Source organism: Psychrobacillus sp. FSL W7-1493 (assembly GCF_038004905.1).
In the GTDB taxonomy this organism is placed as follows: Bacteria; Bacillota; Bacilli; order Bacillales_A; family Planococcaceae; genus Psychrobacillus.
Map to the genome: position 1 here is coordinate 2,228,160 of NZ_JBBOSB010000001.1, position 25,152 is coordinate 2,253,311.

Annotated in this window: 18 protein-coding genes and 1 other RNA gene; 7 read left to right on the top strand and 12 right to left on the bottom strand. The window is 36.4% G+C overall.

Annotated features, from left to right (window positions below):
• Positions 1-68: 68 nt before the first annotated feature.
• Positions 69-221 (top strand): YtzI protein, encoded by a 153-nt coding sequence (ytzI, locus tag MKX96_RS11285; protein ID WP_169359528.1) that lies wholly within the window; start codon positions 69-71, stop codon positions 219-221.
• Between the two features lie 22 nt (positions 222-243).
• On the opposite strand, the gene rlmN is transcribed toward ytzI, so the two are convergent.
• Complete coding sequence (gene rlmN, locus MKX96_RS11290; protein ID WP_169359529.1) at positions 244-1,314, bottom strand: 23S rRNA (adenine(2503)-C(2))-methyltransferase RlmN; 1,071 nt, start codon at positions 1,312-1,314, stop codon at positions 244-246.
• A gap of 246 nt (positions 1,315-1,560) precedes the next feature.
• On the opposite strand from rlmN, the gene MKX96_RS11295 reads away from it, so the two are divergent.
• Positions 1,561-1,902 carry a hypothetical protein gene (locus MKX96_RS11295; protein WP_298471798.1) on the top strand — a complete coding sequence of 114 codons (342 nt, stop codon included), beginning with the start codon at positions 1,561-1,563 and terminating at the stop codon, positions 1,900-1,902.
• Positions 1,903-2,136: 234 nt separating this feature from the next.
• Here the strand turns inward: MKX96_RS11295 and MKX96_RS11300 are convergent, their stop codons facing one another.
• Both MKX96_RS11300 and MKX96_RS11305 read right to left on the bottom strand, forming a co-directional pair.
• Positions 2,137-2,952: a sulfurtransferase gene (locus tag MKX96_RS11300; RefSeq protein WP_340883684.1), complete on the bottom strand. Its 816-nt coding sequence runs from the start codon at positions 2,950-2,952 to the stop codon at positions 2,137-2,139.
• Positions 2,952-6,560: a dynamin family protein gene (locus MKX96_RS11305; RefSeq protein ID WP_340883685.1), complete on the bottom strand. Its 3,609-nt coding sequence runs from the start codon at positions 6,558-6,560 to the stop codon at positions 2,952-2,954. Before MKX96_RS11305 ends, MKX96_RS11300 begins: the two co-directional genes overlap by 1 nt.
• 334 nt (positions 6,561-6,894) lie before the next feature.
• Here MKX96_RS11305 and MKX96_RS11310 point away from each other — a divergent pair, with 334 nt between their 5' ends.
• From MKX96_RS11310 to MKX96_RS11330, 5 genes are all read left to right on the top strand, one after another.
• Positions 6,895-7,350, top strand: coding sequence for a chemotaxis protein CheX (locus tag MKX96_RS11310; protein WP_340883686.1), 456 nt, complete (start codon positions 6,895-6,897; stop codon positions 7,348-7,350).
• Positions 7,351-8,031: 681 nt separating this feature from the next.
• Complete coding sequence (locus tag MKX96_RS11315) at positions 8,032-9,309, top strand: IS110 family transposase (RefSeq protein ID WP_340883163.1); 1,278 nt, start codon at positions 8,032-8,034, stop codon at positions 9,307-9,309.
• 683 nt (positions 9,310-9,992) lie between these two features.
• The gene (locus MKX96_RS11320; protein WP_298469414.1) at positions 9,993-10,115 is read left to right on the top strand and encodes a cytochrome c oxidase subunit 2A; all 123 of its coding nucleotides are present in this window, start codon (positions 9,993-9,995) and stop codon (positions 10,113-10,115) included.
• A gap of 20 nt (positions 10,116-10,135) precedes the next feature.
• Complete coding sequence (locus MKX96_RS11325; protein WP_298469411.1) at positions 10,136-10,612, top strand: cytochrome B5; 477 nt, start codon at positions 10,136-10,138, stop codon at positions 10,610-10,612.
• Between the two features lies 1 nt (position 10,613).
• Positions 10,614-12,281, top strand: coding sequence for a b(o/a)3-type cytochrome-c oxidase subunit 1 (locus MKX96_RS11330; RefSeq protein WP_169359536.1), 1,668 nt, complete (start codon positions 10,614-10,616; stop codon positions 12,279-12,281).
• Positions 12,282-12,545: 264 nt separating this feature from the next.
• Here MKX96_RS11330 and MKX96_RS11335 read toward each other — a convergent pair whose 3' ends face one another.
• The 9 genes from MKX96_RS11335 to MKX96_RS11375 form a co-directional block, all read right to left on the bottom strand.
• Positions 12,546-13,286, bottom strand: coding sequence for a CsxC family protein (locus MKX96_RS11335; protein ID WP_340883687.1), 741 nt, complete (start codon positions 13,284-13,286; stop codon positions 12,546-12,548).
• Between the two features lie 408 nt (positions 13,287-13,694).
• Positions 13,695-15,572, bottom strand: coding sequence for a DUF7852 domain-containing protein (locus tag MKX96_RS11340; protein ID WP_340883688.1), 1,878 nt, complete (start codon positions 15,570-15,572; stop codon positions 13,695-13,697).
• Between the two features lie 182 nt (positions 15,573-15,754).
• Positions 15,755-17,656, bottom strand: coding sequence for an ATP-dependent DNA helicase (locus MKX96_RS11345; RefSeq protein ID WP_298469402.1), 1,902 nt, complete (start codon positions 17,654-17,656; stop codon positions 15,755-15,757).
• A 57-nt stretch (positions 17,657-17,713) separates the two neighbouring features.
• Entirely contained in the window at positions 17,714-18,841 is a 1,128-nt protein-coding gene (locus tag MKX96_RS11350) for a THUMP domain-containing class I SAM-dependent RNA methyltransferase (protein ID WP_169359540.1), read from the bottom strand.
• Positions 18,841-20,565, bottom strand: coding sequence for a putative bifunctional diguanylate cyclase/phosphodiesterase (locus MKX96_RS11355; protein ID WP_340883689.1), 1,725 nt, complete (start codon positions 20,563-20,565; stop codon positions 18,841-18,843). The genes MKX96_RS11350 and MKX96_RS11355 overlap by 1 nt, the downstream gene beginning before the upstream one ends.
• Positions 20,566-20,783: 218 nt before the next feature.
• Positions 20,784-21,167, bottom strand: an RNA gene (gene rnpB / locus MKX96_RS11360) — RNase P RNA component class B.
• 65 nt (positions 21,168-21,232) lie between these two features.
• Entirely contained in the window at positions 21,233-21,529 is a 297-nt protein-coding gene (gene gpsB / locus MKX96_RS11365; protein WP_340883691.1) for a cell division regulator GpsB, read from the bottom strand.
• Between the two features lie 79 nt (positions 21,530-21,608).
• Positions 21,609-22,883, bottom strand: coding sequence for a ribonuclease H-like domain-containing protein (locus tag MKX96_RS11370; RefSeq protein WP_298469394.1), 1,275 nt, complete (start codon positions 22,881-22,883; stop codon positions 21,609-21,611).
• The gene (locus tag MKX96_RS11375) at positions 22,873-25,152 is read right to left on the bottom strand and encodes a DEAD/DEAH box helicase (RefSeq protein ID WP_298469391.1); all 2,280 of its coding nucleotides are present in this window, start codon (positions 25,150-25,152) and stop codon (positions 22,873-22,875) included. The genes MKX96_RS11370 and MKX96_RS11375 overlap by 11 nt, the downstream gene beginning before the upstream one ends.

Consider the following 25,152-nt stretch of genomic DNA (forward strand, 5'->3'; position numbering starts at 1 on the left):
CTCAGATTGACTAAAGCCATTTGTGCTATGATGTAACTATAATGCGTGAATTAGGAGGATATCTTTTTATGGGTACTGTCATAATAATAAGTATTATTATATTCGTCATAGTTCTAGCTTTAACGATTTTCACTATTAACAAGGGCTATGCTTATAAGCATACGATTGATGAACATCCTGACAAAATGGATAAGAAACAAAAAACGCATCCGCCTGAATGAGGCAGATGCGTTTTTTAATAAATTATTTTGTTCCAGCTTTTTCTTTTTTAATTTGTTTACTACGTAATTGACCACAGGCTGCATCAATATCAGTACCCTGCTCCATACGTACTCCACAGTTTATTCCTTTATTCTTCAATGTTTGGAAGAAAGCACTAATGGATTTTTCAGTACTACGTTGGTACTGTCCATGCTCATCTACCGGATTATAAGGAATTAAGTTAACATATGAAAGATGTCGCTTATTTTCCAATAGCTTAGCCAACTGCTGCGCTTCTTCCACATGATCATTAACGTCTTTAAGTAGGATATACTCAAATGTAATACGACGGTTTGTTTTTTCTAAATAATAGTCAACAGCAGCCATTACTTTCTCAATTGGGAAGGCTTTATTGATAACCATGATTTGAGAACGAAGCTCGTCATTTGGAGCATGTAAAGAAACAGCAAGATTTACTTGAATATTTTCATTAGCAAAGTCAATAATTTTCTTAGCTAGCCCACTTGTAGAAACAGTGATATGACGTGCACCAATTGCAAGTCCTTTTTGATCATTAACTGTTCTTAAGAAGTTCATAAGGTTTTTGTAGTTGTCAAATGGCTCGCCAATACCCATTACTACGATATGACTTACACGCTCGTCTTTTTGAAGCTGATCTAAATGCTCTTGAACCTTCATAATTTGTCCAACTATCTCTCCAGCATCTAAGTCACGACTCTTCTTTAAAAGACCACTTGCACAAAAGCTACAGCCGATATTACAGCCAACTTGAGTTGTTACACATACGGACAGACCGTATTTAAAACGCATTAATACTGTTTCAATTAAATTCCCATCTTGCATTTCAAAAAGGAATTTAATCGTTCCATCTGCCGACTCCTGTTTTACACTTTCTTTTAGCGTTTGGATAACGAAATTTTCTTCTAAAAGATCCAAACAGTCTTTGTTTACATTTTTCATTTCCGCAAAGCTTTGTACTCGTTTAATATATAACCAATCCCATACTTGTTCCGCACGGAATTTTTTTTGACCATGTTCCATTAACCATTCTATTAATTGGTCTCTAGTTAGACCATAAATTGATTTTTTCATTATTTAGCCCCTCTTTTCTTACACATACAATTCGCCTATTATACACCAAATTCTCTTGCACGACAATTAATTATAAAGGAAAAATATTTAAAAAGATATCATTTAGTCTTTCCAATACTAACTTAAATACACTGGAAATTAAAGATATTAGTCCTATTTCCTTTTACTGACGAAAATAACATTCATTGAAAGGAATTATGATGAATAAGCTAATAGAACGTGTATAAAAGATTGGAGATATCGATTATGAAGTTCATGAAAAGAAAAAGAGCATTTTTTCATCCCGGCAAAGCATTTTTAAAAGTAATTGTATTCATTACTTTTTTTGCAGCATTTCTACCTACAGGGATTACCAATACGCAGATGAATGATACTTTTATAGGGACTACAATTAATACTTTTCAACACTCGATTGATAATCTCATGGTTGTCTCGTATGAGGTCAATGATACGATCATAGATGAAAATACGGGTCAAGCTGAATATTCCGTGCTTACTGCTTATACTCTATTTGGTATTCCATATGCTGAAGTAATTGCTACTGAAGAAAGCACCTATATTAATAAGAAGTATCTTTTTGTACGTTAAATATGAGTAGTTAAAGTTAAAAATGCAATAAAAAAACCGTGAAATCGGCAACTTGATTTCACGGTTTTTTAAGACATTTCTTCATTTTAGTTGTTTGCAGACCCCCCAGAAAGCGTCCGCTGTATCGGAAAACAACTCCAGGTGATTAGAATAGAATCCTCGAAACCTTACCAGGTAGTAAAATTTTTAAGGTTTATAATTGGCAGCCTAGCCTCATGTTTATTTTTATATTAGTTATGTAGATGTTTCTATTTCGTTCTCGCGAATCCAGTCACTATAGCTACCAACATATAATTTAACATCTTCATATCCAGCCTCTTTTAAGCTTGCATATAATGGAGCTGCAGTTACCCCACTTCCGCAGTACGCGATAACTGGCTTCTTTTTGTTCGTTAGATCACTTAACTTTGCAGTTAATGAGTCTTTGTCTAAAAAAGTACTACCCTGCTTTAATTGTTCCCAGTCATAATTAATTGCTGTGGGGATATGACCAGCTACCGGATCAATTGGCTCTATCTCGCCTCTGAATCGAGCAGCTGCACGTGCATCAATTAACTGACCTTCCTTGTTCCCTTTTACAACCTCACGGACATCGTCCATATTTAACAATATATTATCATTCCAACTAGGAACTACTTTCGTATTGTCGTAATAGGTTATTTTCTTAGTAATGGGAAGTGCTTGCTTTATTTCTTCAAAACCCTGACGTAAAACTTTAACATTCTTAAAGCCTGCCCACTCTAGTAAAAAATATGCTCTTAAAGAAAAAGGTACTGCTCCTTGATCGTATATAACTATTTGGTCATCCAATGATAGTCCTGCGCTCTGTATGAGTTCTGTCATTTTCTCTTTCGAAATCATTGGATGTCTACCATGAACATCCTCCATATTAGAAAGATCTTTTTCTAAGTCCCAGTAAACCGCACCTTCTACATGCCCATCTTGAAACAAATCAAATCCAGCCTTAGAATCAGCTAGGTTAAAGCGTGTATCGATAAACCTTGTAGTATTAGCATCAATATCAGTTAGATCGATAAAAACCTTAGTCACTAAGCATTACCTCCACCCTGAATTTTTTGATAAATATCTTTCCAGCGCTTCAACGTCTCTTCTTGCTCCAACAGTTTTCGCTCAGCAGCAAGCTGTTGTAATGATTCGTTCAGCCATTTTATACGAGCTCGCTCTATTTCTTGCTCAGCATAATGGATGAGCCATTCAACCAGTCTTTGTTTCTCTTGTTCGATATAGGCTGTTGCTTCTACTTTTGTTTCCTCAGATAGAGTATCCCTTAACTTTTCTTTTTCATTTTTCTCGAAGAAGGACTTAGCATTTTTAAAGTATGATTTTACGTGACTATATTTATCTTTGTCTTGGAAAGGACCTACAAACTCTAATAATTCATAGTCCTCACTTTCATGAGGGCTAAAAGTTAAGCTTCCATTCCAATCCTTTAAGATTCTCATTTCTTCCTTATCCAGCTGGGTTATTTGTCTCTGGATAAATTGAAGAACTCGGAAGTTGGTTACACGTAACTCCTGCTCCAAATCAAAACGAATCATTTGAAGAATATCTTTTAGAGCGATGTCTAAAGCAACGGAAGCGCTGTGATTAGAAAACAGGGAAGGATTATAAGCTTCCTTGAAAAATTCATTAAAGCGATAATACACACGTTGTAAAACATAAAAAAGTAGTGACTCTAATTCTTGCGTCGTATCCTTTGTTAAGGATATAGCGTTGTACTGTGTGTATCGTTCTCTTATTTTTTCTTCTTGATTAGTAAGCTCCGTCAGTCTTTCTTCTTTTCGAGCTAGATTAGCCTCGGTTTGTTGGATGAGAGATAACAATTTATTTTTCTGGCGATTCGATTCCTCTTCTAAAGCAATGACAGCAATTTGCTTAAGATCCTGCTCTAAGAATTGATGGAATGATTTTTCAAACTGCTCCATACCTTTATGCAGCTGCATCTTATTTTCTTTTTCTTGCAAAGCTTGAAGACTAGAGACACCAAACACTCGAGGGAAACGAATACCAAAACGCTGTAGCTCGTCCTTGACATATTGCTTTACTAAATCTGCCTCTTCCTCATTGCTTGCAAGGTCAATTGCATTCACTACAAAGAACATCTTGTCTAGCTCAAAAGAGTCCTTCACACGGCCAAGCTGGATTAAGAATTCTCTATCTGCTTTAGCAAAAGCATGGTTAAAGTACGTCACAAATAATACTGCATCTGCATTTCTGATATAGTCGAAAGCGACACCTGTGTGTCTAGCATTTATGGAGTCTGCTCCCGGAGTATCAACTAAAGTTACTCCTAATCTTGTTAACTCACAATCAAAATAGAAATCAATAAAATCTACGAAGCAGCTTTTAGATTCCTGCGCGACAAAAAGAGAAAATTCCTTTTCATCTACATTTAAAACTTCTCCCAGCTTGTCCTTTACAGCCGGGTATCCGATATAAAATGCGTTAATAAAGGATTTATGAACTTCCTCAGTAGAGGTCTCTTTTACTGCAGCTGGAGCTTTTTCGAAGGCTTCTTCTAAAGAAATAATAGTTATACCTAATTGTTCAAAGGCAAACTTAACATCCTCCAAAAGCTGCTCTTTCGTTTTCAAGCTAACATCAGCCGTATTATGCAAATGATTTTCAGTTACGGGATGTATTTTATTTATGGTTGCCGTAGTAGGGTTTGGTGATACAGGCAACACATTAGCTCCCATCAGCGCATTGGAAAAACTTGATTTTCCGGCACTAAAAGCTCCAAAAAGCGCAATGGTGAATTGCTGGTTTTCTACCCGCATTGCTTTCTTCTTAATAACGGAAGCAGCTTCCTGAAAGTCAGGTAGCTCTTTTAAGATCTCTCCAATTTTATTAGCACGGTGAATCATTTCATCAAATGCTAATATAGGAGCTTCCTCAGATTTCTCCTCTTCAGCAGCGACAGCATTAACTGCCTCTACTTCCTCTTCAGTTGTCTCTACATATTCCACAATAGATCGTTCGAACAATTGACGTTCCTCGTTCCACTCACTTAAAAGATTGATACTATCTTTTCGAATTTGAAGAGTAGGAGCTATTAATAACTTGTTAAGATCCTCTACCCTTTTCTCTATTTCCGACACTTTTAAAATAGCTTCTTGTTTTTCTCTTAAAGTATCAGTTTTCTTATTAAACTGCTCGTCTTCAGTAGAAGAATGCTCTTCAATGTATTGAATATTCTCTTCTTTCCAAGCTTCCGTTTCTTTTACAAAGTATCGGCTAACTGCATCGTTTACACGATTTGCGTAATTTAATATCGCATCACCTGTTGTACTAGCCCCATTATGCATCGTATCTACGATGATTTCGGCTGGCAAAGAAAATGACATATTATTTATTTCACTTGTCTTACTGTCATTTAATAAACCAACATCTTTTAGCATCCGCTTCATTAAGTTTTTAATATGTGCCGTAATATGAGTGGAAACAATTGTCTCTAGTAGCTCAATTGTCTCTTTTAACCTATTATTTCTTTCTTGTTCCGTCTTTTTCTTACTCGAGAAGAAGCCAACTTTGAAGTTATCCTGCCTGCTTTCCGCATAACTCTTTAGCTTCTCCCGAATTTCATACGTCATTATCGAGGCATTGCTTAAGATTTCTTTTCTATTAGATTCAAATACCTTTTTCCAAGCGTCGCTTTCTTGAAGCTTTTTTTGTTTTTCTGAGACTTCAAACTGATCTAAGATTTCTTCGACATTAATCCAATCTTCCTCAGTTAATAAATAACTTAGCTCATGCTGTAGACCTTTTTTTTCCTCTTCTAAAAATGCCAGATGCTCATCTTTTAGTTTATCTAATGTAGCTGTAGCTGATAGCAAAAAAAGTTCTTCTTTATGAAGGATGGAATCATTTACAATTTGTTTTACTTGCTCAAAGTCATTATGTAGCATCTCTTTGTTTTTTAAAGAGGTATAGTAAATATCTTTTGGTACAACATTCCAAGCGGTAAAAGCTGATGACACAGAATCTTTATAAGCAGTAAAAGACAACTCTTCTTCTCGGTGCTTATCAATCTGGTTAACGATTAAGTATATGTTTTCGTTGTAATGCAGCAATTGTTTCGTAAATTGAAAGTTCAATTCAGATTGTACATGGTTATAGTCCATCACATAAAAAACGATGTCTGCAAGATGGAGAGCCGACTCCGTAGACACTCGGTGAGCGTCATCTGTAGAATCAACACCGGGCGTATCCATAACGGTAATACCTTTCGGAAGCCCAGATGTTTTATGACCAATTTCTATTTGAGAAACCTTACTACCATCCTTTGAATATTTTTTTACATGCTGTATATCATATTCTCCTGAGAATTTAACAGGAGACTGATCAACAAAGTGGACAATCGCATAATTTTCATCTGCTTTATTTACAGTTACAATATTAGCCGACGTAGGAATGGGACTAGTCGGTAGCAGTTGTTCATTTACGAGCGCATTAATCATACTAGATTTACCTGCTGAGAAGTGACCAGCAAAAGCAATGGTAAATGTTTGTTTTTCTAATTTATCTGCAAATAGCTTTGACTTGGCATATCTTTCATTATCCTTGTTTTGCTTAAAGATAGCTGCAAGTAAAGCATTTTTTTGTTTAATATTCTGTAGTTCCTCTAATTGATCCATTTGAAATTTTTCCCCTTTTTATCTAATAAACAATATGTATATCATATCAGAAAATATAAAAAAAGATGACTTTATTGTCATAAAGTCATCACAGAAATTATTATTATTTTGATTGAGGTGTTATTGAACTTAATATATGTTTTGTGACTACGCTATAAATAACAACTGTTGAGCCAATTAAAATATATAACATGACTATCTCCCTCTCAACTGAACTTGATATTCATTCTCATTTAAATAATAACATAACAATTCACAAATGACTATAAAATATATTCTTTTTGACTAGATATTATGCTAAAATTGATTCAACTTTACTACTTGGAGGAAAAAGATGACTCTTTCTAGAAACATACAAACTATATTGAATGGGACGATTCAATCTATAAAAGCAGTCATCCCTTTAAACCTTAGTTACAAACCACCTACTCTCTTGTCTCAACCATATGAGGTAGTGGAAATGGCTGTACTGATCGGTATTGTAGGCGATATGAAAGCAAGAATTATAATAGATGCATCCTCTCATTATTTTTCTTCTGTTGGTGCCTCTATGTTTGGTATGCCTTTAGAGGGAGAAATGCTTGAATCTTTTACAGGCGAACTAGGAAACATGATTGCAGGTAATTTATGTACGGTTGTTGCACAACAAGGATTAGAAATAGATATAACCCCTCCTACTGTAATTGTAGGACAAAGTAAGTTATATGGTTTCCAACAGGCTTTCTTTCTACCCGTAGAAGTGACTGACATAGGTCCCATGGCTATCATCTTAACGATTGATGAGGATTAATAGTGCTATACATAATTTTTATATTTTTATAAACAAAGAGGCTGGGGCAAAATCCTCCTTATAAGTTAAAAGTCCTAAAATTTTACAAATCGTAAAATTTTTAGGGCTTTTTTCATTGCATCATAGCAGTTGTTCTCGCTAAAGCGAGTAGAGACTGTAGTCTTTCCAATAATTATTCCCTAGAAATCGCTGTCATGGCCCATAGGCCCATGATATATGTGTTTCCCTCATTATCAAATTTTCTAAAACATAAAAGCTTTGTTAAAGTTATTGGTTGATTTTGACTAGCAATTCTTTTTTATAGTGCCTGTAAACATAAACAAAGGAACTTTCAAATGGCTATTAAAAACATAAATAGATAATGAAATTGGGGTTGTTGACAGTTTTTAGCTTTGTTTATGCGAGTAAATTTTTTTAATGCTTTATCGATGCTAAAGCTGTTTTAATTCAGAGAGTAGAATTGATTTTTCGCACCAGCCGGACGCTTTCCGCGGGGTGAGCGATAAGCCATCACCCATCGCTTGCGCGCGTGGTTGTGATGTCTTATCTGTCTCACTCATCCCGCTGGAGCATTCCTGTATGATTACTTTACAGGCTCTTGAAAAAAAAAGAACCCTCTTATATGATGCTAGAGTAACAACAACCAATTGAATACTCAAAACATATATAGGAGGGCCTCTTATGAATAATAGTACGAATCATAAAATTAATCAAGTGAGTGAAAAGACGTTGGTCATTGGGATCGATATCGCCAAGCGCAAACATTACGCATGTGCTGTAGACGACCGTGGACGAGTATTGCATAAGTCATTCCCTATCAGACAGTCGGCAGAAGGATTTACGACCTTCTATGAACAGCTACTCGCATTAAAAAACAAACACGAGAAATCAGAAATCCTTGTTGGGTTCGAACCAACGGGACACTACTGGATGAACCTAGCGGCCCATTTAACAGCGCATGGCATCCGCTATGTGCTTGTGAATCCTAGTCACGTGAAGAAATCCAAAGAATTGGATGACAATCTACAGACAAAGAACGATGTGAAGGATGCGATGGTCATCGCCAAGCTAATCCGCGATGGGCGGTTCAGCTTCCCACGCATTTTAGAAGGCATCGAAGCGGAACTGCGCAATGGTGCATCCCATCGCGCCTCGCTTCAGAAAGAGCTTGGCATCATTACCAATCGAATCATTCGATGGACAGATCGGTTCTTCCCAGAATTCCAACATGTCTTTAAAGACATCGGGAAAACCGCCCTGGCAGTGCTGGAGAAAACACCATTACCAGAGGACCTTCGAGAAAAAGAAGTGGCGGAGCTACTCCCTTTCTACAAAGAGGTTGCTGGGTTAAAGTGTGTCTCTTCTCCCAAAATAGTTAAACTCAAGGAAGCCGCTGAAATCTCGATCGGGTTGACCGAAGGCCTGGAGATGGCTCGATTTGAGATTCATACCTTGGTTATGCAATATAGACTCGTTCAACAACAGTATGAATTACTGGCAGAACGGTTACAAGAAATCGCTCAGAATATGCCCGATTATCTCTTTTTGGTATCTATCGAGGGGGTCGGCCCCAATACAGCCGTCGAGCTGTTATCAGAGGTAGGGCCGTTCACTAACTTTCATAGTCCACGCCAAATTATCAAACTAGCGGGACTGACATTACGGGAGAACTCCTCGGGTGAACAAAAGGGACAAAAGAAGATTTCTAAACGAGGACGCAGAAAATTGCGTGCAGCCCTCTTCCGAGCCATCTTGCCTATGATTCGTTACAATCCTGCCTTTAAGGCACTGTATCATTATTATATTGAACGCCCAGTAAACCCTTTAAGAAAGAAAGAAGCCATGGTGGTCTTATGTGGCAAACTATTAAAAATCGCACATGGCCTCTGTACGAAGAAACAGATGTTTCAGTCAGAACGCATGATACAAGACCTGACTGTTCTTCAAACGGCAGCGTGAACCATTTCATTAGTTGTTTAACTTAGTTGGATGACATAGAGAGCTGGCACAACCGCGACATTCGACTTCAAGTCCCTGCTGGAGCATAGCCGGCCTCTGCCTTATGACTAGACCGAACGAAGGAATGTATGCGTGCGACGCAAAGAGATATGGGAGGGTACGTCATCATAAGTTCTGCAGAGAAACAGAGTGCATCCAAGAATAGTATATTTATGGAATTTTTAACCAAGATTTTTAGCGGAGCACAGCCTTCGTTTCCAATATTTTTAATAAGTGGTTTAATAAGGGTGCAAAAGATCAGTTAGACGAGTTAAAAAAATTTTTTTCACTTTAAAATACGTAATGAAACCATTGGTACGACTACATTTTAAGAGGGAGTCGCCGTCTGGCGCTCCAATCAATAAATGGAATTTACTTTGCATCATAAAATCAACCCTACTCTTTAACAAAGCCAACATAAAAGTACGTTGATCCTTCTATACACTTCAATTACCCCGATAAAAAATAACGTAAATCATAACTTTTATCACATTCCCTATTTGTTTTTCTGTTACTTTCAAATTATTTCACAGTATCTTCACATATAACCTTTGTATGTGTGATAAATATCACATCAACTTTGTTTTTTTAAATTTATGATGTACCTATAGAAAAAGAAGGAAAGTTTTGGAGGTGTAAGACAAATGTCCAAAAAACAAAATAAAGAACCAGAACTAAAAGGGACGCTCATTTCAGTTAGCGTTGTCGGTTTATTTATATTAGTCACTTGGTTTTTTGCATTCTATTTATTTATTGACAGATTTTAAACTAATGGAGGTTAAAGGTTATGCATATTCACAAGTATGAAAAATGGTGGATAACATTTGGAGTTAGTTCACTAGTTTTATTTTTAATAATAGTTGGTTTTAGCGCCTTCCACTATGGTTCACATCCACCAAGTGCAAAAGTATATATTGATCCTGAGCGAGTAGACGAGATTGCTCCATTCAATAACCCAGGAGTTCACAAAGTAGAAGGTAAAGAATGGGATTATGAGATAGTAGTAGTTGCATCCGCATTCTTTTATAACCCACAAGAATTTGAAGTTCCACTAGGTTCTACGGTTAAATTTATAGCAACAACGAAAGACGTTATACATGGCTTTCAGATAGTAGATACAAATATTAATATGATGCTTGAACCAGGTTACGTTTCAGAATATGTAACAACTGTAGATAAAGCTGGAGAGTATTTAGTTTTATGTAACGAATATTGCGGTGTAGGACACACGTCTATGACATCGAAGTTAAAGGTGGTTGAGTAACATGGCAACAATAACAGAAAAAGCCCAAAGCTTTGTGAAAGTTGACCGTCGTGATGGCAAGCTTGCAATGGCTCATATTCATGTAGCTTTTATTGCACTATTAATAGGAGGACTTTGCGGACTCTTACAAACCCTTGTACGTTCTGGGCAATTCACCCTTCCTTGGGGTATAGGTTACTATCAATTATTAACTGTTCATGGTGTTTTATTAGGACTTATTTTAACTACTTACTTTATATTTGGTTTTCAAATTGCTGCTGTTAGCCGTACTTCCGGCACATTAACAGATAAACAGAGAACACTAGGTTGGATTGGTTTTTGGACAATGACAACCGGCACTACTGCTGCTGCAGTAATGGTTTTATTAAACGAAGCATCTGTGTTGTATACTTTTTATGCACCACTTCAAGCGCATTGGATTTTCTATGTTGGGATGGCATTAGTTGTAGTAGGCTCATGGATTGGCGGAGCTGGCTTGATCATGAAATATATGGAATGGCGTAAAGCAAATCCAAAGCAACCTAGCCCATTATTAACTTTTATGGTTATTGTAAATTTAACTATGTGGATTATTTGTTCACTTGGTGTAGCAGTTGAGGTAGTATTCCAATTAATCCCCTGGTCTTTAGGCTGGGTAGATAAAATCGATGTTTTACTCTCTCGTACACTTTTCTGGTATTTCGGTCACCCATTAGTATACTTCTGGTTATTACCAGCGTATATGGTTTGGTATGTGATCATCCCGAAAATTATTGGAGGTAAAATTTATTCGGACGCACTAGCAAGATTATCCTTTATGCTTTTCTTAATCTTCTCTATCCCAGTTGGATTCCATCATCAATTGACAGAGCCAGGTATTGATTCATTTTGGAAGTACTTGCAAGTTGTTTTAACAATGATGGTAGTTATACCTTCCCTTCTGACTGCTTTCTCTATGTTTGCTTCATTTGAGATTCGTGGAAGACAGCTTGGAGGAAAAGGCGTATTTGGCTGGTTTAAAAAGCTACCTTGGAAGGATGCGCGATTCCTAGTACCATTTATCGGAATGGCTGCCTTCATCCCTGCTGGGGCTGGTGGTATTATCAATGCATCTAACCAAATGAACCAAGTAGTACATAATACTATCTGGGTTACAGGTCATTTCCATCTTACTTTAGCAACAACTGTCGTTTTAACATTCTTTGGAGCAGCCTATTGGTTAATCCCCCACCTTACTGGTAGAGTGTTGACTAAACAAATGAATAAGCTAGCTATTATACAAGGTATTGTTTGGGCAGTAGGTATGTCCATTATGTCTGGAGCAATGCATATTGCTGGATTATTGGGAGCCCCCCGCCGATCAGATTTCTCAACCTATGGTGAATCTGCCCAGGCAGCCGAGTGGGTTCCCTACCAAATCGCACAAGCAGTTGGCGGTACAATTTTATTCATCGGTATCATCTTAGTCTTATATATAGTAGCTCAATTAGTATGGTTTGCTCCTAAAGGTGATACAGAATTTCCAATTGGAGAAGTATCCGAAAATGCAGAAAAAACACCGATGGCACTCGAAAACTGGAAAATATGGTTAACGATTTGTATTTTCTTAATTTTATTTGCTTATACGGTTCCGGTGTTTGATATGATTCAAAATGCTCCTCCAGGTTCAAAAGGTTATAAATTCTGGTAACTATAATTCTTTTAAGTATATACGAAGGAAGAGAGACTGTTCATATAAACAGTCTCTCTTTTTGTTTTTATAATCTTGCACTTGTTGATCGTCTCGTCGTTTACAAACTTTAGCAGTTTCTATGTATGGACAAGGCGTTAGAGGGACTACCCGTAAAAGCCAAATTTCTGACTTTTAGAGCACTCCCTTTTAAAAATGTATATATCATTATACATATTTAAGCACACGCCCACCCAAATAGGGCTTTGTCTATTATTTAAATTTTTACCCCTCTGACCGTACTCTTACTTGTCTAATTTGTAGTACTTTTAAAGTTAGGTCTACTACCATTTTCTCTGTAAGCGTATCAAAAGTATCGCGCATATCCACTAAACACGGAGAGTAGTCAAGCTCGAAAAACTCAGCTCTCACCAATTCACAATAAGGCTGCTCATTATAGAAAGTACTGTTTTCAAAGAAATACTTATCTAAACGAGGCATTTCACTGTTTTTCGGATTAATGAAACGGGATTGACTTTCAGAAGATTTAGTAATGATAGGGTATAGAATAAAATCAGACCCATTTAGGTCAGCAAAGCCTGTGAAAGGTACGGAAGCAATACGATCGTAAATTACACCGTTACAATCATCAGTTGCGTATTCGATGTCCTTTCTAATAAATCCTTCAACAAATAATTTAGCTCTAGTAACTCTGCGAGAGCCATCGCAAGAATCCATCGGATCAAACCTTACCGGTACAAGCTTACATTGTGTCAAGAATACATCCTTGTGTACTCTTTTGATTTCGCTTGCAGGTGGATCTAATAATATATCTGCTTCTACTACTATTTGAATTGTAGTTTCCGCCAATACAGCTGGCACCTTAATAATCGGGTAAAAATTATCGGGTACTACGCAAGGATCAACAGGTTCATCCTGTAATTGTGGTAGAGACCTTGCATTATCTACCGGACATGGGTAAACATTGGACAAATCGCCATTGTTTAAACCGTTCTCTTCATTCATTTAAAATTTCCTCCATTCATTTTTTGCGAAATTAATTCATTTCTGTTTTAAGTTATGTAAAATCACCGATGGATGTATAAGCAATAGACACAGAAACGTAAATTATGTCGATATTATTTATCTATTTAACTGTTTAAATAACTCTTCTGTGTAATATAGCTTAGAGATTTCCTCATACTATTCACAACCAATAATTTAAATTTTACTAGCTCTATCAAATTCATAATCGCCATTCTCTTGATGGGGCTAGGAACCGTATATAGCAGTAATCCCACTGGACTCGTCGCCTACAGCTTAAAGGAATTAATAATCAGCAATTAAATAAGCCATCACCAACGAACTCATTCGTTAGAGATGGCTACATTAAAAAAGGTACTTGCACTAACAAAATTACAGTACAAGTGGAGTTTATTTTTTTGTGAATGGATAATACACTTTCTGAACTTGTAAAAGCTGCAAAACTAATTCAATTACAGCATTTTGTTGCACTTTAGGCGATTCAGACGGTAAATCTTTTTTCCTTAGCTTTTCCTCGCTTTCCGACAACACCGTATATTCAATTCTTTGTATAATAGTCCCTTCTATTAACAGCTTTCCTCTCGTTGCCTGTTGAACACCTTCTTCGTTGGATTGCTCGAAAGAGGAAGGTATGAATTTACAAGAAGCCAATTGAATATCCTTTGATAATTCTTTAATATTAACTACTCTTTCTTCCAAATCCAAGGCTCTTTTTAAGCTTATTTCAACATCATACTCCCCTATAATTACAGGTACTTTAATATGCACCGCTAACGGGAGCTTATTTTCCTTTTGTCCTGAATTATGTCTAACTTTAACTTGGGACTTATATAGGTTATTTTCTGCTACAGATAGTTTTTGTGAGTCATTGTTATGAGCAGAAAAGAGAATTTCATGCACTTTATAACCTAACAGATGGCAATAGAGATCTTCTTGAAAAAAGTACATACTATCAAAAAATACTGTATCTAAAAGAGGGAAATGATCGTTGTTTGTAGGTAAAAAATTATACCCTTCTTGCTTTGCACTACCATAAAGTGCAGGGTTCATAAAATCTTCAATATCTACGTAGGTAGAAAACGGAATATATATCGTTTTTGTTTTTATATTAGAGGTGGGTCCCTTTACCTTATAAATTACTTCCTCTGATTCTTGAGAATCTTCTTCTGCAACTAAGTTAGTGAGTAATATCTCCTCTTCCTCTAAAAGAGATTCTTTTTCTATAGTAGATATGTCTTCCTCTTGATAATCTTGGAGAGTGTTATCTGGTAACGTGTTGAGGTCTTCACTTTCAACCGCTTCTTTACTAGCAAGAATTTTTTTCAGACTACTAATCATTACAGACAAATACGTGTCTCGAAGACTTTCATCCATAAATCTTATACTATCTTCATTAGTAAATTCTAATTCTTTAGTTATGGAATCTAATGGATCTATTTCATGAGCAATTTCTATGGAAGAATAATCTACATCATTTCCTAAAACTAATATTTCCTCTTTACTGTCGTAGGAAGGTATTGTAGGAATGTTTGTTTCTTCTATAGATTCCTCTTCTTTTGAATCTTCTTGTAGGGAAGGGATCTCAATTGCTTGCGGCTCAATAAAGAAGGAAGAATCCTGGAGCGGTGTTTGTTCTGTGGTATTCCATTCTGTTGGTTCTTCTTCTGACTCAATGTAAGCCATCACTTCTAATTCATGATTATAATCTGCATTTTCATACTCTAATACATGATTTATTTTACGGCTCGGTGTTGGCAAATAAGCCCTAATATATTTTAGTTGATTTGGCTGTTTACTTTTATTTTTATGATTTGATAGCAGATAGTATGGCTTAAGTGAATTTTTTTCTTCCCTTAAAAAATTGAATAAACTATTTTCCTTTGTATTTTCTTGAGGGCCATTTATCATAATATTATCTTCAGATGGTACTGTGTCTATAAATCGTCTGCGCCGTTTTCTTTTAAAAGTACGTCGTTTTACTTTTTTAATATCAGACGCATATATTTCTTCTATGTCAGTTATGCTATCATCTGCTGATACTTGGTCATCACTTTCCACTTCAGCCGATTCTACTGGTTGTAAAACTGAAAAGCATATACATTTCTTCTGATTGTTATTTATTTCAACGAACGCACCATAATCAAACCATGGAACAGTCAATTTTCCCGCTGAATTATTGTAGTGAAAGTCACTAGCAATATTAAATGTAACAGCCTCTTCTTTCGTAAAGACAACTTCATCCTCTATATTTGGTATGATTAACCCCACCTTTCTCTTATTACTTGAGACGTTTGCCCTGTATTATTTATATTATTCAGTTAGAAGGAATTCGTTCAAAAAAAAACCTTTTACTTCAAAGATCGTCATATGATTTCACAAATTCCTTATAATAAGAAGGAATTCGAGTAATTTCATGGCGATACTCTAAAGTAAAAGGTTAAAATTTAGTACTATTCATTTGAAATGGTTGTAGGTAAGATACGTGCAAAGCGATCTTCTATTAACGCTTCAGACTCATTTAGAAGAAGGTGTATTTCACCGTGATCATCAGACGTACGGATAAGACGTCCTATTCCCTGTTGAAGTCGAAGCAGCATAAACGGTAATTCTACTTCTTCAAAGGGATCGTTAGAAAACGAACGTTTTGCATCGAATAAAGGATCTACAGGTGGGAATGGCAGATCATAGATAATTACTCGAGTTAAAGCTTCTTTAGGTAAGTCTAAGCCTTCCCATAAATGATAAGAACAAAGCGTAGAGAATTCTCCATTTTGAAATTCCTTTACAATAGTCGAAAGCTCACGGTCCCCTTCAAAAGCAATGTCCTTGGCTTGAGTCGATGCTCTAAAATGATCCATCGCAGCTTTAGACTTAAACAAAATGAGGGTTTGACTAGTAGAATCCAATATCTTATCTGTTTCTTGAACTTTTTCTACTTGACTAACATGATGAGCTGTAACTTTCATAACCTCATCATAGTCGAATGGTGATGGTACAGAAAATGATTGATACTTCTCAATTCCTAAAGAATCTGCCAAATAAGTAAAATCTTTTTCTATGGATAAAGTTGCAGAAGAAAAAATGACAGGCAGTTTAGTACTAAATAGCTTTTCATTTAAAATATCCGTTACTAGCCTTGGCATAATAATAAGTGTTTCATAGCCATCGATTATTTCTAGCCATTCAACGCCATCACCTTTTTCTGTAAACAGCCTTAGCGAGAATGAATACTGCTCTAAAAATTCTTCTACCATTCTTAGCTCATATTCTGGAATCGTAAACAGTTCCGATTCAAATACAAATTCCTCAAGCAAGTCGTCTGTAATTTTAATCGCCTGCTTACATAGCTGCATTAGTTGAGGTGACTTATCAATTTTCATACGTTCGGTTTCCTCAGTAACACTTCCCACTCTTAATACACTAAAAATTTTCTCATGTGTATTTTGAAGTATTTCCATAAGATTTAACGTTTTTTCTCGGACCCCGTCAACCATCACCCGTTCTAGTAAACGGATCAGTGTTTCACTCTGCACTTCATATGTAAGTGCTTTTTGAGCTGCAAATTCTAACAGATGTCCTTCATCCAGTACAATCATAGAGACTTCAGGTAAAAAAGGTAGCTGCCCTTCACGAATGCGAGAGTCTTTTGTCCAAAGATGCTCCATTAAAAAGTCATGCGAGCAGATGATTAAATCAGATGATTCCCGGTAATGTTGACGGTGAATAGTTTGCCCACATCGATTGCGTAAATCACAAACTGTACATTGTTGAGTAGGATGGAAGTTAACTTTTTGCCAATCTACATCCGAAACTCCAGGAAACTGGCTTCTTTCACCAAAAGGAAATATGCTTTGTAGAGAAGCAGAACCATAAACAAAATCAGGAACACCATCTTCAATTTCTTCTATGAAGAAGTCATTCTCTCCATTTTTTTGAGCCTCTTCTAGTCTTTTAAGACACAAATACTGATTGCGTGATTTAGCTAATCTCACATCTATTTTTATATCTAAATAATTTTGTAACTTAAAAATATCGCCAGCCTCTTTTACTAGCTGCTCTATTAGTGTTTCATCAGCGCAGGCGATAAGTGCTGGTTTTCCAGTATATCTCGCATAAGAAATAGCAGGTAGTAGATAAGCTATCGTCTTTCCTGTACCTACTCCAGCCTCTGCAAACAAGACATTTTTCTCTTTTAAAGCTTTTTCAATTTGATAAGCCATGAAAATTTGCTCATCACGACATTCAAATCCTTTTTCGGGTAATTCATCGTATAAAACGTCTCCCATCCAGTCTCCTAATGATTCAAAGAAAGAACGGTCCTTAGATAATTTAAATGGTAAAGCTTGCTTCATTTTCTAACTCCCTTAAATATAATATAACAGCAAGGGAGAGCTTAGTCTCCCCTACTGTTATGAACGTTTACCCCAAAACTGATAGTAATCTGTTCTTATAAACCCATTGAACAATTTACGTTTCTTCGTTGCTCTACGACCATACAGATTTTCAAAATTCTCCATGGAAGATAACATATAAACTGACCAAGAAGGATATTTTTCCATCATATGTCCTAGGTCACTAATAGCTTTCTCAATTTCTTCAATTTCGCCTATACGCTCTCCGTAAGGTGGATTACCAATCATCACGCCATCCATTAGGTCCGTAGAGAAGTCGCTTGCCTGCATTTGTTTAAAGCTGATTAAATCAGCAAAGCCTGATTCAAAAGAGTTCTGCTCTGCAATTTGAATCATTTTATGATCAATATCTGAACCAATTATTTCTAAAGGTTGGTCATAGTCGGCTAAATCTTCAGCTTCATTTCTTACATCATCCCAAATTTTTTGAGGCATCCAAGCCCAAGCCTCACTATGAAAATCACGGTTAAATCCTGGAGCAATATTTTGCCCAATCATGGCTGCCTCAATTGGAATTGTACCGGAACCACAAAAAGGATCAACAAAAGGTCTATTGGGACTCCATTTAGAGATTTTTACTAAAGCTGCTGCTAAGGTTTCTTTTAAAGGTGCTTCCCCTTGACCATGTCGGTAACCGCGCTTATGCAGTCCAGCTCCGCTAGTATCAATGGTAATAGTCGCTACATCCTTCAATATACTAATTTCTATCTTGTATGTAGCCCCGGACTCATCTAAAAACCCAATTCGTTTATAGGCTAGCTTTAATCTTTCTACAATCGCTTTTTTAACAATAGCCTGACAATCAGGAACACTAAATAATGTTGATTTGACTGATTTGCCTTGTACAGGAAAAGCAGCATCTACAGGGAGGAACTTCTCCCATTGAATCGCTTTAGTATTCTCAAACAGTTGATCAAAGGTTCTGGCAGGAAACTGAGCAGCTACAATCTTTACACGGTCTGCAACTCGTAGCCATGTATTAGCTCTTGCAATTGCTCTTTCATCTCCTTCAAAATATACCTTTCCGTTTTCAGTTGTTGTTTCATATCCTAGTGCTTTTACTTCTTCTGCAACGATTGCCTCTAGCCCCATTGCAGCAGTAGCTACTAATTTAAATGTTGTCATTATACCTTCCCTTCTTGCTTATGGATCTCCCATAACTCTAAGAAATCCATTAGCCCTTTACTTGGAACTGGCTTGCTATAATAGTATCCTTGGATAATATCGCAATTCATTTCCCTTAGAATTTCTACTTGTTCCTTCGTTTCTACACCTTCAGCTACAACCTTAATATTCAAACGATGTGACATTAAAATAATAGATTCCACTATTGCTTGTTTATCCTTTAAGGTGGTTATGTGCTGAATAAAGCTTCTATCAATTTTTAAATAGTTTATAGGAAATTGGTTTAAATAACTCAAGGACGAGTATCCTGTCCCAAAATCATCAATAGAAATTTTAAATCCATTACTTTTAAGCTTTATAAGCTTAGATATAATATTATTAGAATCCTTCATAATAGTGCGCTCAGTTAATTCTAATTCAAGCTGCTGTGGACTACAATTATATTGCATTACCAAGTTGTTTATTCTTTCAATAAAATTATCTTGTTGAAAATGTATAGATGCAATATTAATGGATACTGAAATATTACTAATATCAAGTGTTCTCCATTCAAGGATATCTAAACATACTTTTTTAATAATTAACTCACTTAATGGGATGATTAGGCCAGTTTCTTCAGCAAGTGGGATAAACTCTGCTGGAGATACAGTACCTACCTGATCATTTTCCCACCTTACTAAAGCCTCTACTCCAATAATGGTTTTTGTTTCCAAGGAAACTTTAGGCTGGTAATGGACGGAGAAATCATTTGCTTGTATCGCCTTTCTCAGTTCAGCCTCCAATAACAGCAGCCTTTTCGAATCTCTCTTCAACTCTTCAAAGTAAAATGCATATTGATTACGGCCATTATGCTTAGCAAAGTACATTGCCTTATCTGCCTTGTGAATAAGTTCATCTATTTCTTGTCCGTCTTGAGGAAAAAAGCTGATTCCTATACTAGCGGTTAAATAAATTTCCAAATCATCTATTATAAATGGCTTGCTTAGCATTTTAATAATTTCAATAGCAATTTGGCCAGCATCTATATGTGATTTAATATGTGAAAGTGCAAGTAAGAACTCGTCTCCACCATACCTTGCCAAGATACTATCCTTTGGTGTTATATGCCTGACACGTTTCGTAAATTCAACTAGAATTCTATCTCCTATTTCATTTCCAAGTGATGCATTCACTTGCTTGAAACGATCTAAATCGATAAACAAAAGTGCACTGAAGCTATTTGGAGTCGAGTTTTCAATTAACTGTAAAAACAATTCATTAAAAGAGAACCTGTTAGGTAAACCTGTGAGATAATCCGTTGAAGTCAATGTCTTTATTTCTTTTTCTGCACTTTTTTTTATGGAAATATCAGAAAACACTCCAAAATAATGTGTAGTTTCGCCTAGTTCGTTTTGAATTCTAGTAATTTTTAAGTGCTCAGGGTATACTTCACTATTCTTCCTTCTGTTCCAAATTTCACCTTGCCAAATTCCTTTTTTGTCTAACTCTTTCCACATGGAGTCGTAAAATGATTTGTCCTGCTTTCCGGATTTTAATATGCTAGGAGTTTTATCTCTAACCTCCTCCAAGCTATATCCAGTAACCGCTTGAAAGGCAGCATTCACTAAAGTAATTTTTAAATGTTCATCCGTAATCATAATACCCTCAGTAGTGGAATTAAATACTTTCTCTACTAGCTCTTTTGGGTACAAAGAAAAGCTTTCGGGATGTTGCTCTTTTTTCACTTTCTAGGACCTGCTTCCCCTCAGTACTAACTCGATGATAAAATACAATTCTATTAAAGCATTAATAACCTGCCTTTAAGACATCAATCAAGCAACCTGAGATAAATAATAGTATAGGGTGAGGTTTTACTCTCTCATGATAAAATATGTAGTCAAGAAAAGAAAAGCTCTCCGTGATTGGAGAGCTTTTCGTATTATTAATTATAGCCACTCATAAACTCAATAAGCCATGTTTTGTTTCCACGGTACTCAAACGGTGAACTACCTCGTACGTATGTGGACGGCAATCATCTATCTACAGATTAATATCTGTTTTTCTATCCGTTCAATTCCTTCAAGAAAATGCCCCTACCATAATTTGGGTTTCTCACTCGTGGGGTTTACCTCGTTCCACCTGTATAGTTTCCTATCCAGCTTCGTCACTGTGGCACTTTCAGAGATTGTTAGCCATATCCGAAGACTTAGGCCTTCATCCCGCCGTCAGCCAAAAGGCTGCCTTAGTTTATTTTTTCACTAAGCACGAACACTACATTCATCGCAGAATTGTGTGAGCATGGACTTTCCTCTACAATGTCTAAGCATTGCAGCGATTGCCCGAATAAATAAGTGGTAATTACATTGTATATGATTTGACATGAAAACACAAATTTTCTTTTTTGATATAATATTATTCGTACAATTTAGCTCCAAATACATGTTTTTCTAAATGAGATAATCTTTTTAGAATATCAAAATTAGTTGCACCTGCTGCTGGTTGTACGGGAGCAGATTTACGTGGTGCTTCCTCTAGCTCTTCTCTAAGTTGCTTGTTTTCTTGCTGCAGTTGAATGATTTTCTTTTCAAACGCTTCGTAGTCTTGAATAATATCGTCTAAAAACATATCTACTTCTTCTTGGTTATAGCCTCTAAGACCCGTTTTAAATTCTTTTTCTAATATATCAGAAGCTTTAAGTTTAAATTCCATGTAGCATCTTCCTTCCGTCTACAATTAGCTACTCGTATTATAGCATAATGGTGTCGAATAATGGAGTAATTTCGCGTGATTATGTGCGTTTTTTGTTAGGTTGTGCGCTTTCCCGGGAAATATCTATTTTTCTTTTTATTCTTATTTCCCGCTTAAGAAGCTCACCTTCAAAACCTTTAGGAGAATCCATCCTAGTCTTACTCCAATAATCTAAGCATTCCTGCGTTTTTTCTAATGCTTTTTGATAGTCTTTCTTCTGATGTTCATAAAGCTTTGCAAGTTCCACCAAAACCTTTAGACGATATTTCCCGTCGATTTCCTTTAAAGCTATTTCGAATGCTTCTACACTTTCTTCTATTAGATTTTGTCTTTTTAAATGTAACCCAATATAAAAGTATGCGACGCTTGTTTCACTTTCTGAAAATTGGTCTACGACGAATTCAAACCATTTATTGCTCGCATCTTTTGATTTTAGGTCTTTAAACCATTTACCGATATTCGTGTAAGTGTTAGCAGTTTCTAGTGATTCTTCTTTTTTTAAAAGATCTATCGATAAAGTATAGAGAGTTGCAAGTGATAAGATATCCCATTCGTTATGCTTTAAAATTCTCATAAGATTAGTAGGATCACCTTGTTTTACTGCATCAAAATAAATAATGGGTGCCAAGTGTCCTGGAAGATCATTTTTTCTTGTAAAGCCCAGTTTGCTCTCTTCTATTTGCTTTAGTTTAAATCTCTCTAAATCACCTTTCCATATTCTTTTGGAGGAATGCATTAAATCAATTTGCTCATGATCTTTTAATGGCGGAAGATTATTGCGATTCATCGTCCAGCGAGTATTTAACTGTGGAATATCGAAACTCTTACCATTATAAGTAATAATAGTTTGTGTATCTTTCCAAAATTCAGTAGCTAACAGAAACGCTGCTTCCTGCCCAGGCTCTACTAACACATATTGAGAAAGCAAGTATCCCCCGGGCGCTTTTTTTAATATACCATTTAAAAAAATGAGCACACCTGTCCCTTTTAACCCAGTTGTTTCTGTATCATAGAAGCAAAAAGGATTACCTGGTGAAACCGTAAGTGGATGATTTGGGTATCTCTCTTGCATAAAGGAAATTGCCTCCTCCAGCTTATCCAAACCAATAGTTCCATGTATATGCTTCTTACGATAAAATGTTTCTTTTAAAAAGAAAAAACCCTTCTCGTTTTTTATAAGCTTTAAACCAGCTTGTTTCCATTGTTCTGTATAAAAAGGAAGTGCAATTTCTGGCACTTCCTTTTTGGGCTGTTTCTCGGGAACATTCTTCTTCAGAAGTCCCTTCATCTCTAATAGTTTTTTCTCATATGACATAACGATCCACCTGTAGCATATGCAGTAATTTTATAACTTCTTTCTTTAAGTTATTTTCAGCATCTTGTGCTCCAATACATGCTGGACACCCACCAGTACAAGGGCAGCTCGCAACTTGCTCTGTAACTTTTGGAACTAAGTCATTCCATAGGTCAAACATTCTCTCGGATAAACCAATACCGCCAGGATAGCTATCGTACATAAAGAAAGTAGGCTTCTCCACGTTTACTGATTTTACTTGTGGGACTACATGAATGTCCTTAGAATCACAATGAATAAATAATGGTATAAATGAATGCAAAGCATATGCTACACCCGTCATCGCATCTGAAAGCAAGGTTTCCGACCAGTCATTTGGCTTATCAAAGCTAAACCAAGTGGATGTAGTGTGAAGCTCTAAAGGCGGTAAATGTATTTTACCTGATCCAATATTATCGTGCGTATCAAACTTAATCTTTTTGAAGATGGTCGGCTGAGCAAGAACAATAATGTCTCCAAAACGTAGTGTTCCAATATCAGCTTCTTTTTCCTTATCCTCACTTAGCACCTTTAGCTCGATTGCAATATTAGCATCTGTAAAATAATCCACGTCCACTTCTTTAACAAATGCCTTTTTCTCTTCCCAATCTAATTTCTCTACTTGAAACTGTGTTCCTTGATGAAGGTATATAGCTTCCTCGTGAAGCAGGGTCATCGCACTATAAAGATCCATCTCTCCTATGACTCGAGTTTTAGTAGGTACTGACTGATCAATTATAATGACATTGTCTTGGGAGGCAGAACGAAGACTAACATTACTAGCAGGAAAGCTTTCGGACATCCAATGCCATTTATCTGCTGTTTTTAATAGAACCCCTTCACTTTCTAAGAACTCTAGCAATTCCTGAATTGAAAATTCACCATAATTGTCGCTAGTCGTAAAAGGAAGCTCAAAAGCGGCACATTTAAGATGATCCATCAAAATAATCATGTTATCAGGATGAATTCGAACCTCTTCCGGTGATTGTCCAAGAAAATAGTCTGGATGCTTTACTACGTATTGATCTAGGGCAGTAGATTGCGCCACATAAATTATGAGCGCTTCATCCTGCCTACGCCCAGCTCGTCCTGCCTGCTGCCATGCACTAGCTATATTGCCAGGGTATCCAGTCATAATGCATGCTTGGAGCTGGCCAATATCTACACCTAGTTCTAATGCATTTGTGCTTACTACAGTACGAATTACTCCATCCCGGAGTCCTTTTTCAATATCTCGTCGTTCAGAAGGTAAATAACCGCCTCGATAACCACGAATAGATTGGTCATTTATTTTTTTACTTACTAGAGCCTGCAAATAAGTCACTAGCATTTCTACTCTTACTCTGCTTTTAGCAAAAACAATCGTTTGAATTCCATTGACATATAACTCTTGTGCAAGGTCTCTCACTTCTAATACTGCACTTCGTCTCACATTAAAAACGGGATGTACAATCGGAGGATTATAAAAAACAAAATGTTTTTTTCCAGCAGGTGCACCGTTCTCATTTATAAGTAAATGTGATTCGTTTGTTAAGTTCTCAGCAAGCTCCTTAGGATTTTTAATCGTGGCAGATGTACAAATAAACTGAGGGCTACTACCATAAAATTCACAGATTCTTTTTAATCTACGAATGACATGTGCAACATGGCTTCCAAATACACCTTTATATGTATGAATTTCATCTATAATAATATATTTAAGGTTTTCAAATAGTGAAACCCATTTTGTATGGTGCGGCAAAATACCTGAGTGCAGCATATCTGGATTGGTCAGCACTATATGTCCTGATTTCCTAATCTTTTGGCGTATTCCCGGCTCGGTATCACCATCATAGGTATAACTTAAAATCTCCTCCCCGCTTTCCCGAATCAATTCATTTAAATCACTTTTCTGATCCTGTGCTAACGCTTTAGTCGGAAATAAGTAAATTGCTCGAGAGGTGGGATCTTCCATAATAGATTGCAATACGGGAAGATGATAACAAAGAGATTTTCCAGAGGCGGTGGGGGTAATTGCAGTAAACGATTTCCCTAAGGAAGCAGCATCGAAGGCTTGTCTTTGATGAATATAGAGTTGTTCCACCCCTCGCTTTTTTAAAGCATTTGTGATGGATGGATGCATTTGATGTGGAAAAGGAGCATATACGGCTTCTTTCTCCTCCACAGTATGGATATGCTCTATTTGTGGAAATCGATTATTATCAATTCTCCAATCATCTAATAGCTCAGCTATACTTTTGTTTTTTAGCAT

Coding starts and splice junctions, on each gene's coding strand:
- ytzI (WP_169359528.1), top strand. CDS start 69: ATGGGTACTGTCATAATAATAAGTATTATTATATTCGTCATAGTTCTA.
- rlmN (WP_169359529.1), bottom strand. CDS start 1,314: ATGAAAAAATCAATTTATGGTCTAACTAGAGACCAATTAATAGAATGG.
- MKX96_RS11295 (WP_298471798.1), top strand. CDS start 1,561: ATGAAGTTCATGAAAAGAAAAAGAGCATTTTTTCATCCCGGCAAAGCA.
- MKX96_RS11305 (WP_340883685.1), bottom strand. CDS start 6,560: ATGGATCAATTAGAGGAACTACAGAATATTAAACAAAAAAATGCTTTA.
- MKX96_RS11310 (WP_340883686.1), top strand. CDS start 6,895: ATGACTCTTTCTAGAAACATACAAACTATATTGAATGGGACGATTCAA.
- MKX96_RS11315 (WP_340883163.1), top strand. CDS start 8,032: ATGAATAATAGTACGAATCATAAAATTAATCAAGTGAGTGAAAAGACG.
- MKX96_RS11320 (WP_298469414.1), top strand. CDS start 9,993: ATGTCCAAAAAACAAAATAAAGAACCAGAACTAAAAGGGACGCTCATT.
- MKX96_RS11325 (WP_298469411.1), top strand. CDS start 10,136: ATGCATATTCACAAGTATGAAAAATGGTGGATAACATTTGGAGTTAGT.
- MKX96_RS11330 (WP_169359536.1), top strand. CDS start 10,614: ATGGCAACAATAACAGAAAAAGCCCAAAGCTTTGTGAAAGTTGACCGT.
- MKX96_RS11335 (WP_340883687.1), bottom strand. CDS start 13,286: ATGAATGAAGAGAACGGTTTAAACAATGGCGATTTGTCCAATGTTTAC.
- MKX96_RS11345 (WP_298469402.1), bottom strand. CDS start 17,656: ATGAAGCAAGCTTTACCATTTAAATTATCTAAGGACCGTTCTTTCTTT.
- MKX96_RS11350 (WP_169359540.1), bottom strand. CDS start 18,841: ATGACAACATTTAAATTAGTAGCTACTGCTGCAATGGGGCTAGAGGCA.
- gpsB (WP_340883691.1), bottom strand. CDS start 21,529: ATGGAATTTAAACTTAAAGCTTCTGATATATTAGAAAAAGAATTTAAA.
- MKX96_RS11370 (WP_298469394.1), bottom strand. CDS start 22,883: ATGTCATATGAGAAAAAACTATTAGAGATGAAGGGACTTCTGAAGAAG.
- MKX96_RS11375 (WP_298469391.1), bottom strand. CDS start 25,152: ATGCTAAAAAACAAAAGTATAGCTGAGCTATTAGATGATTGGAGAATT.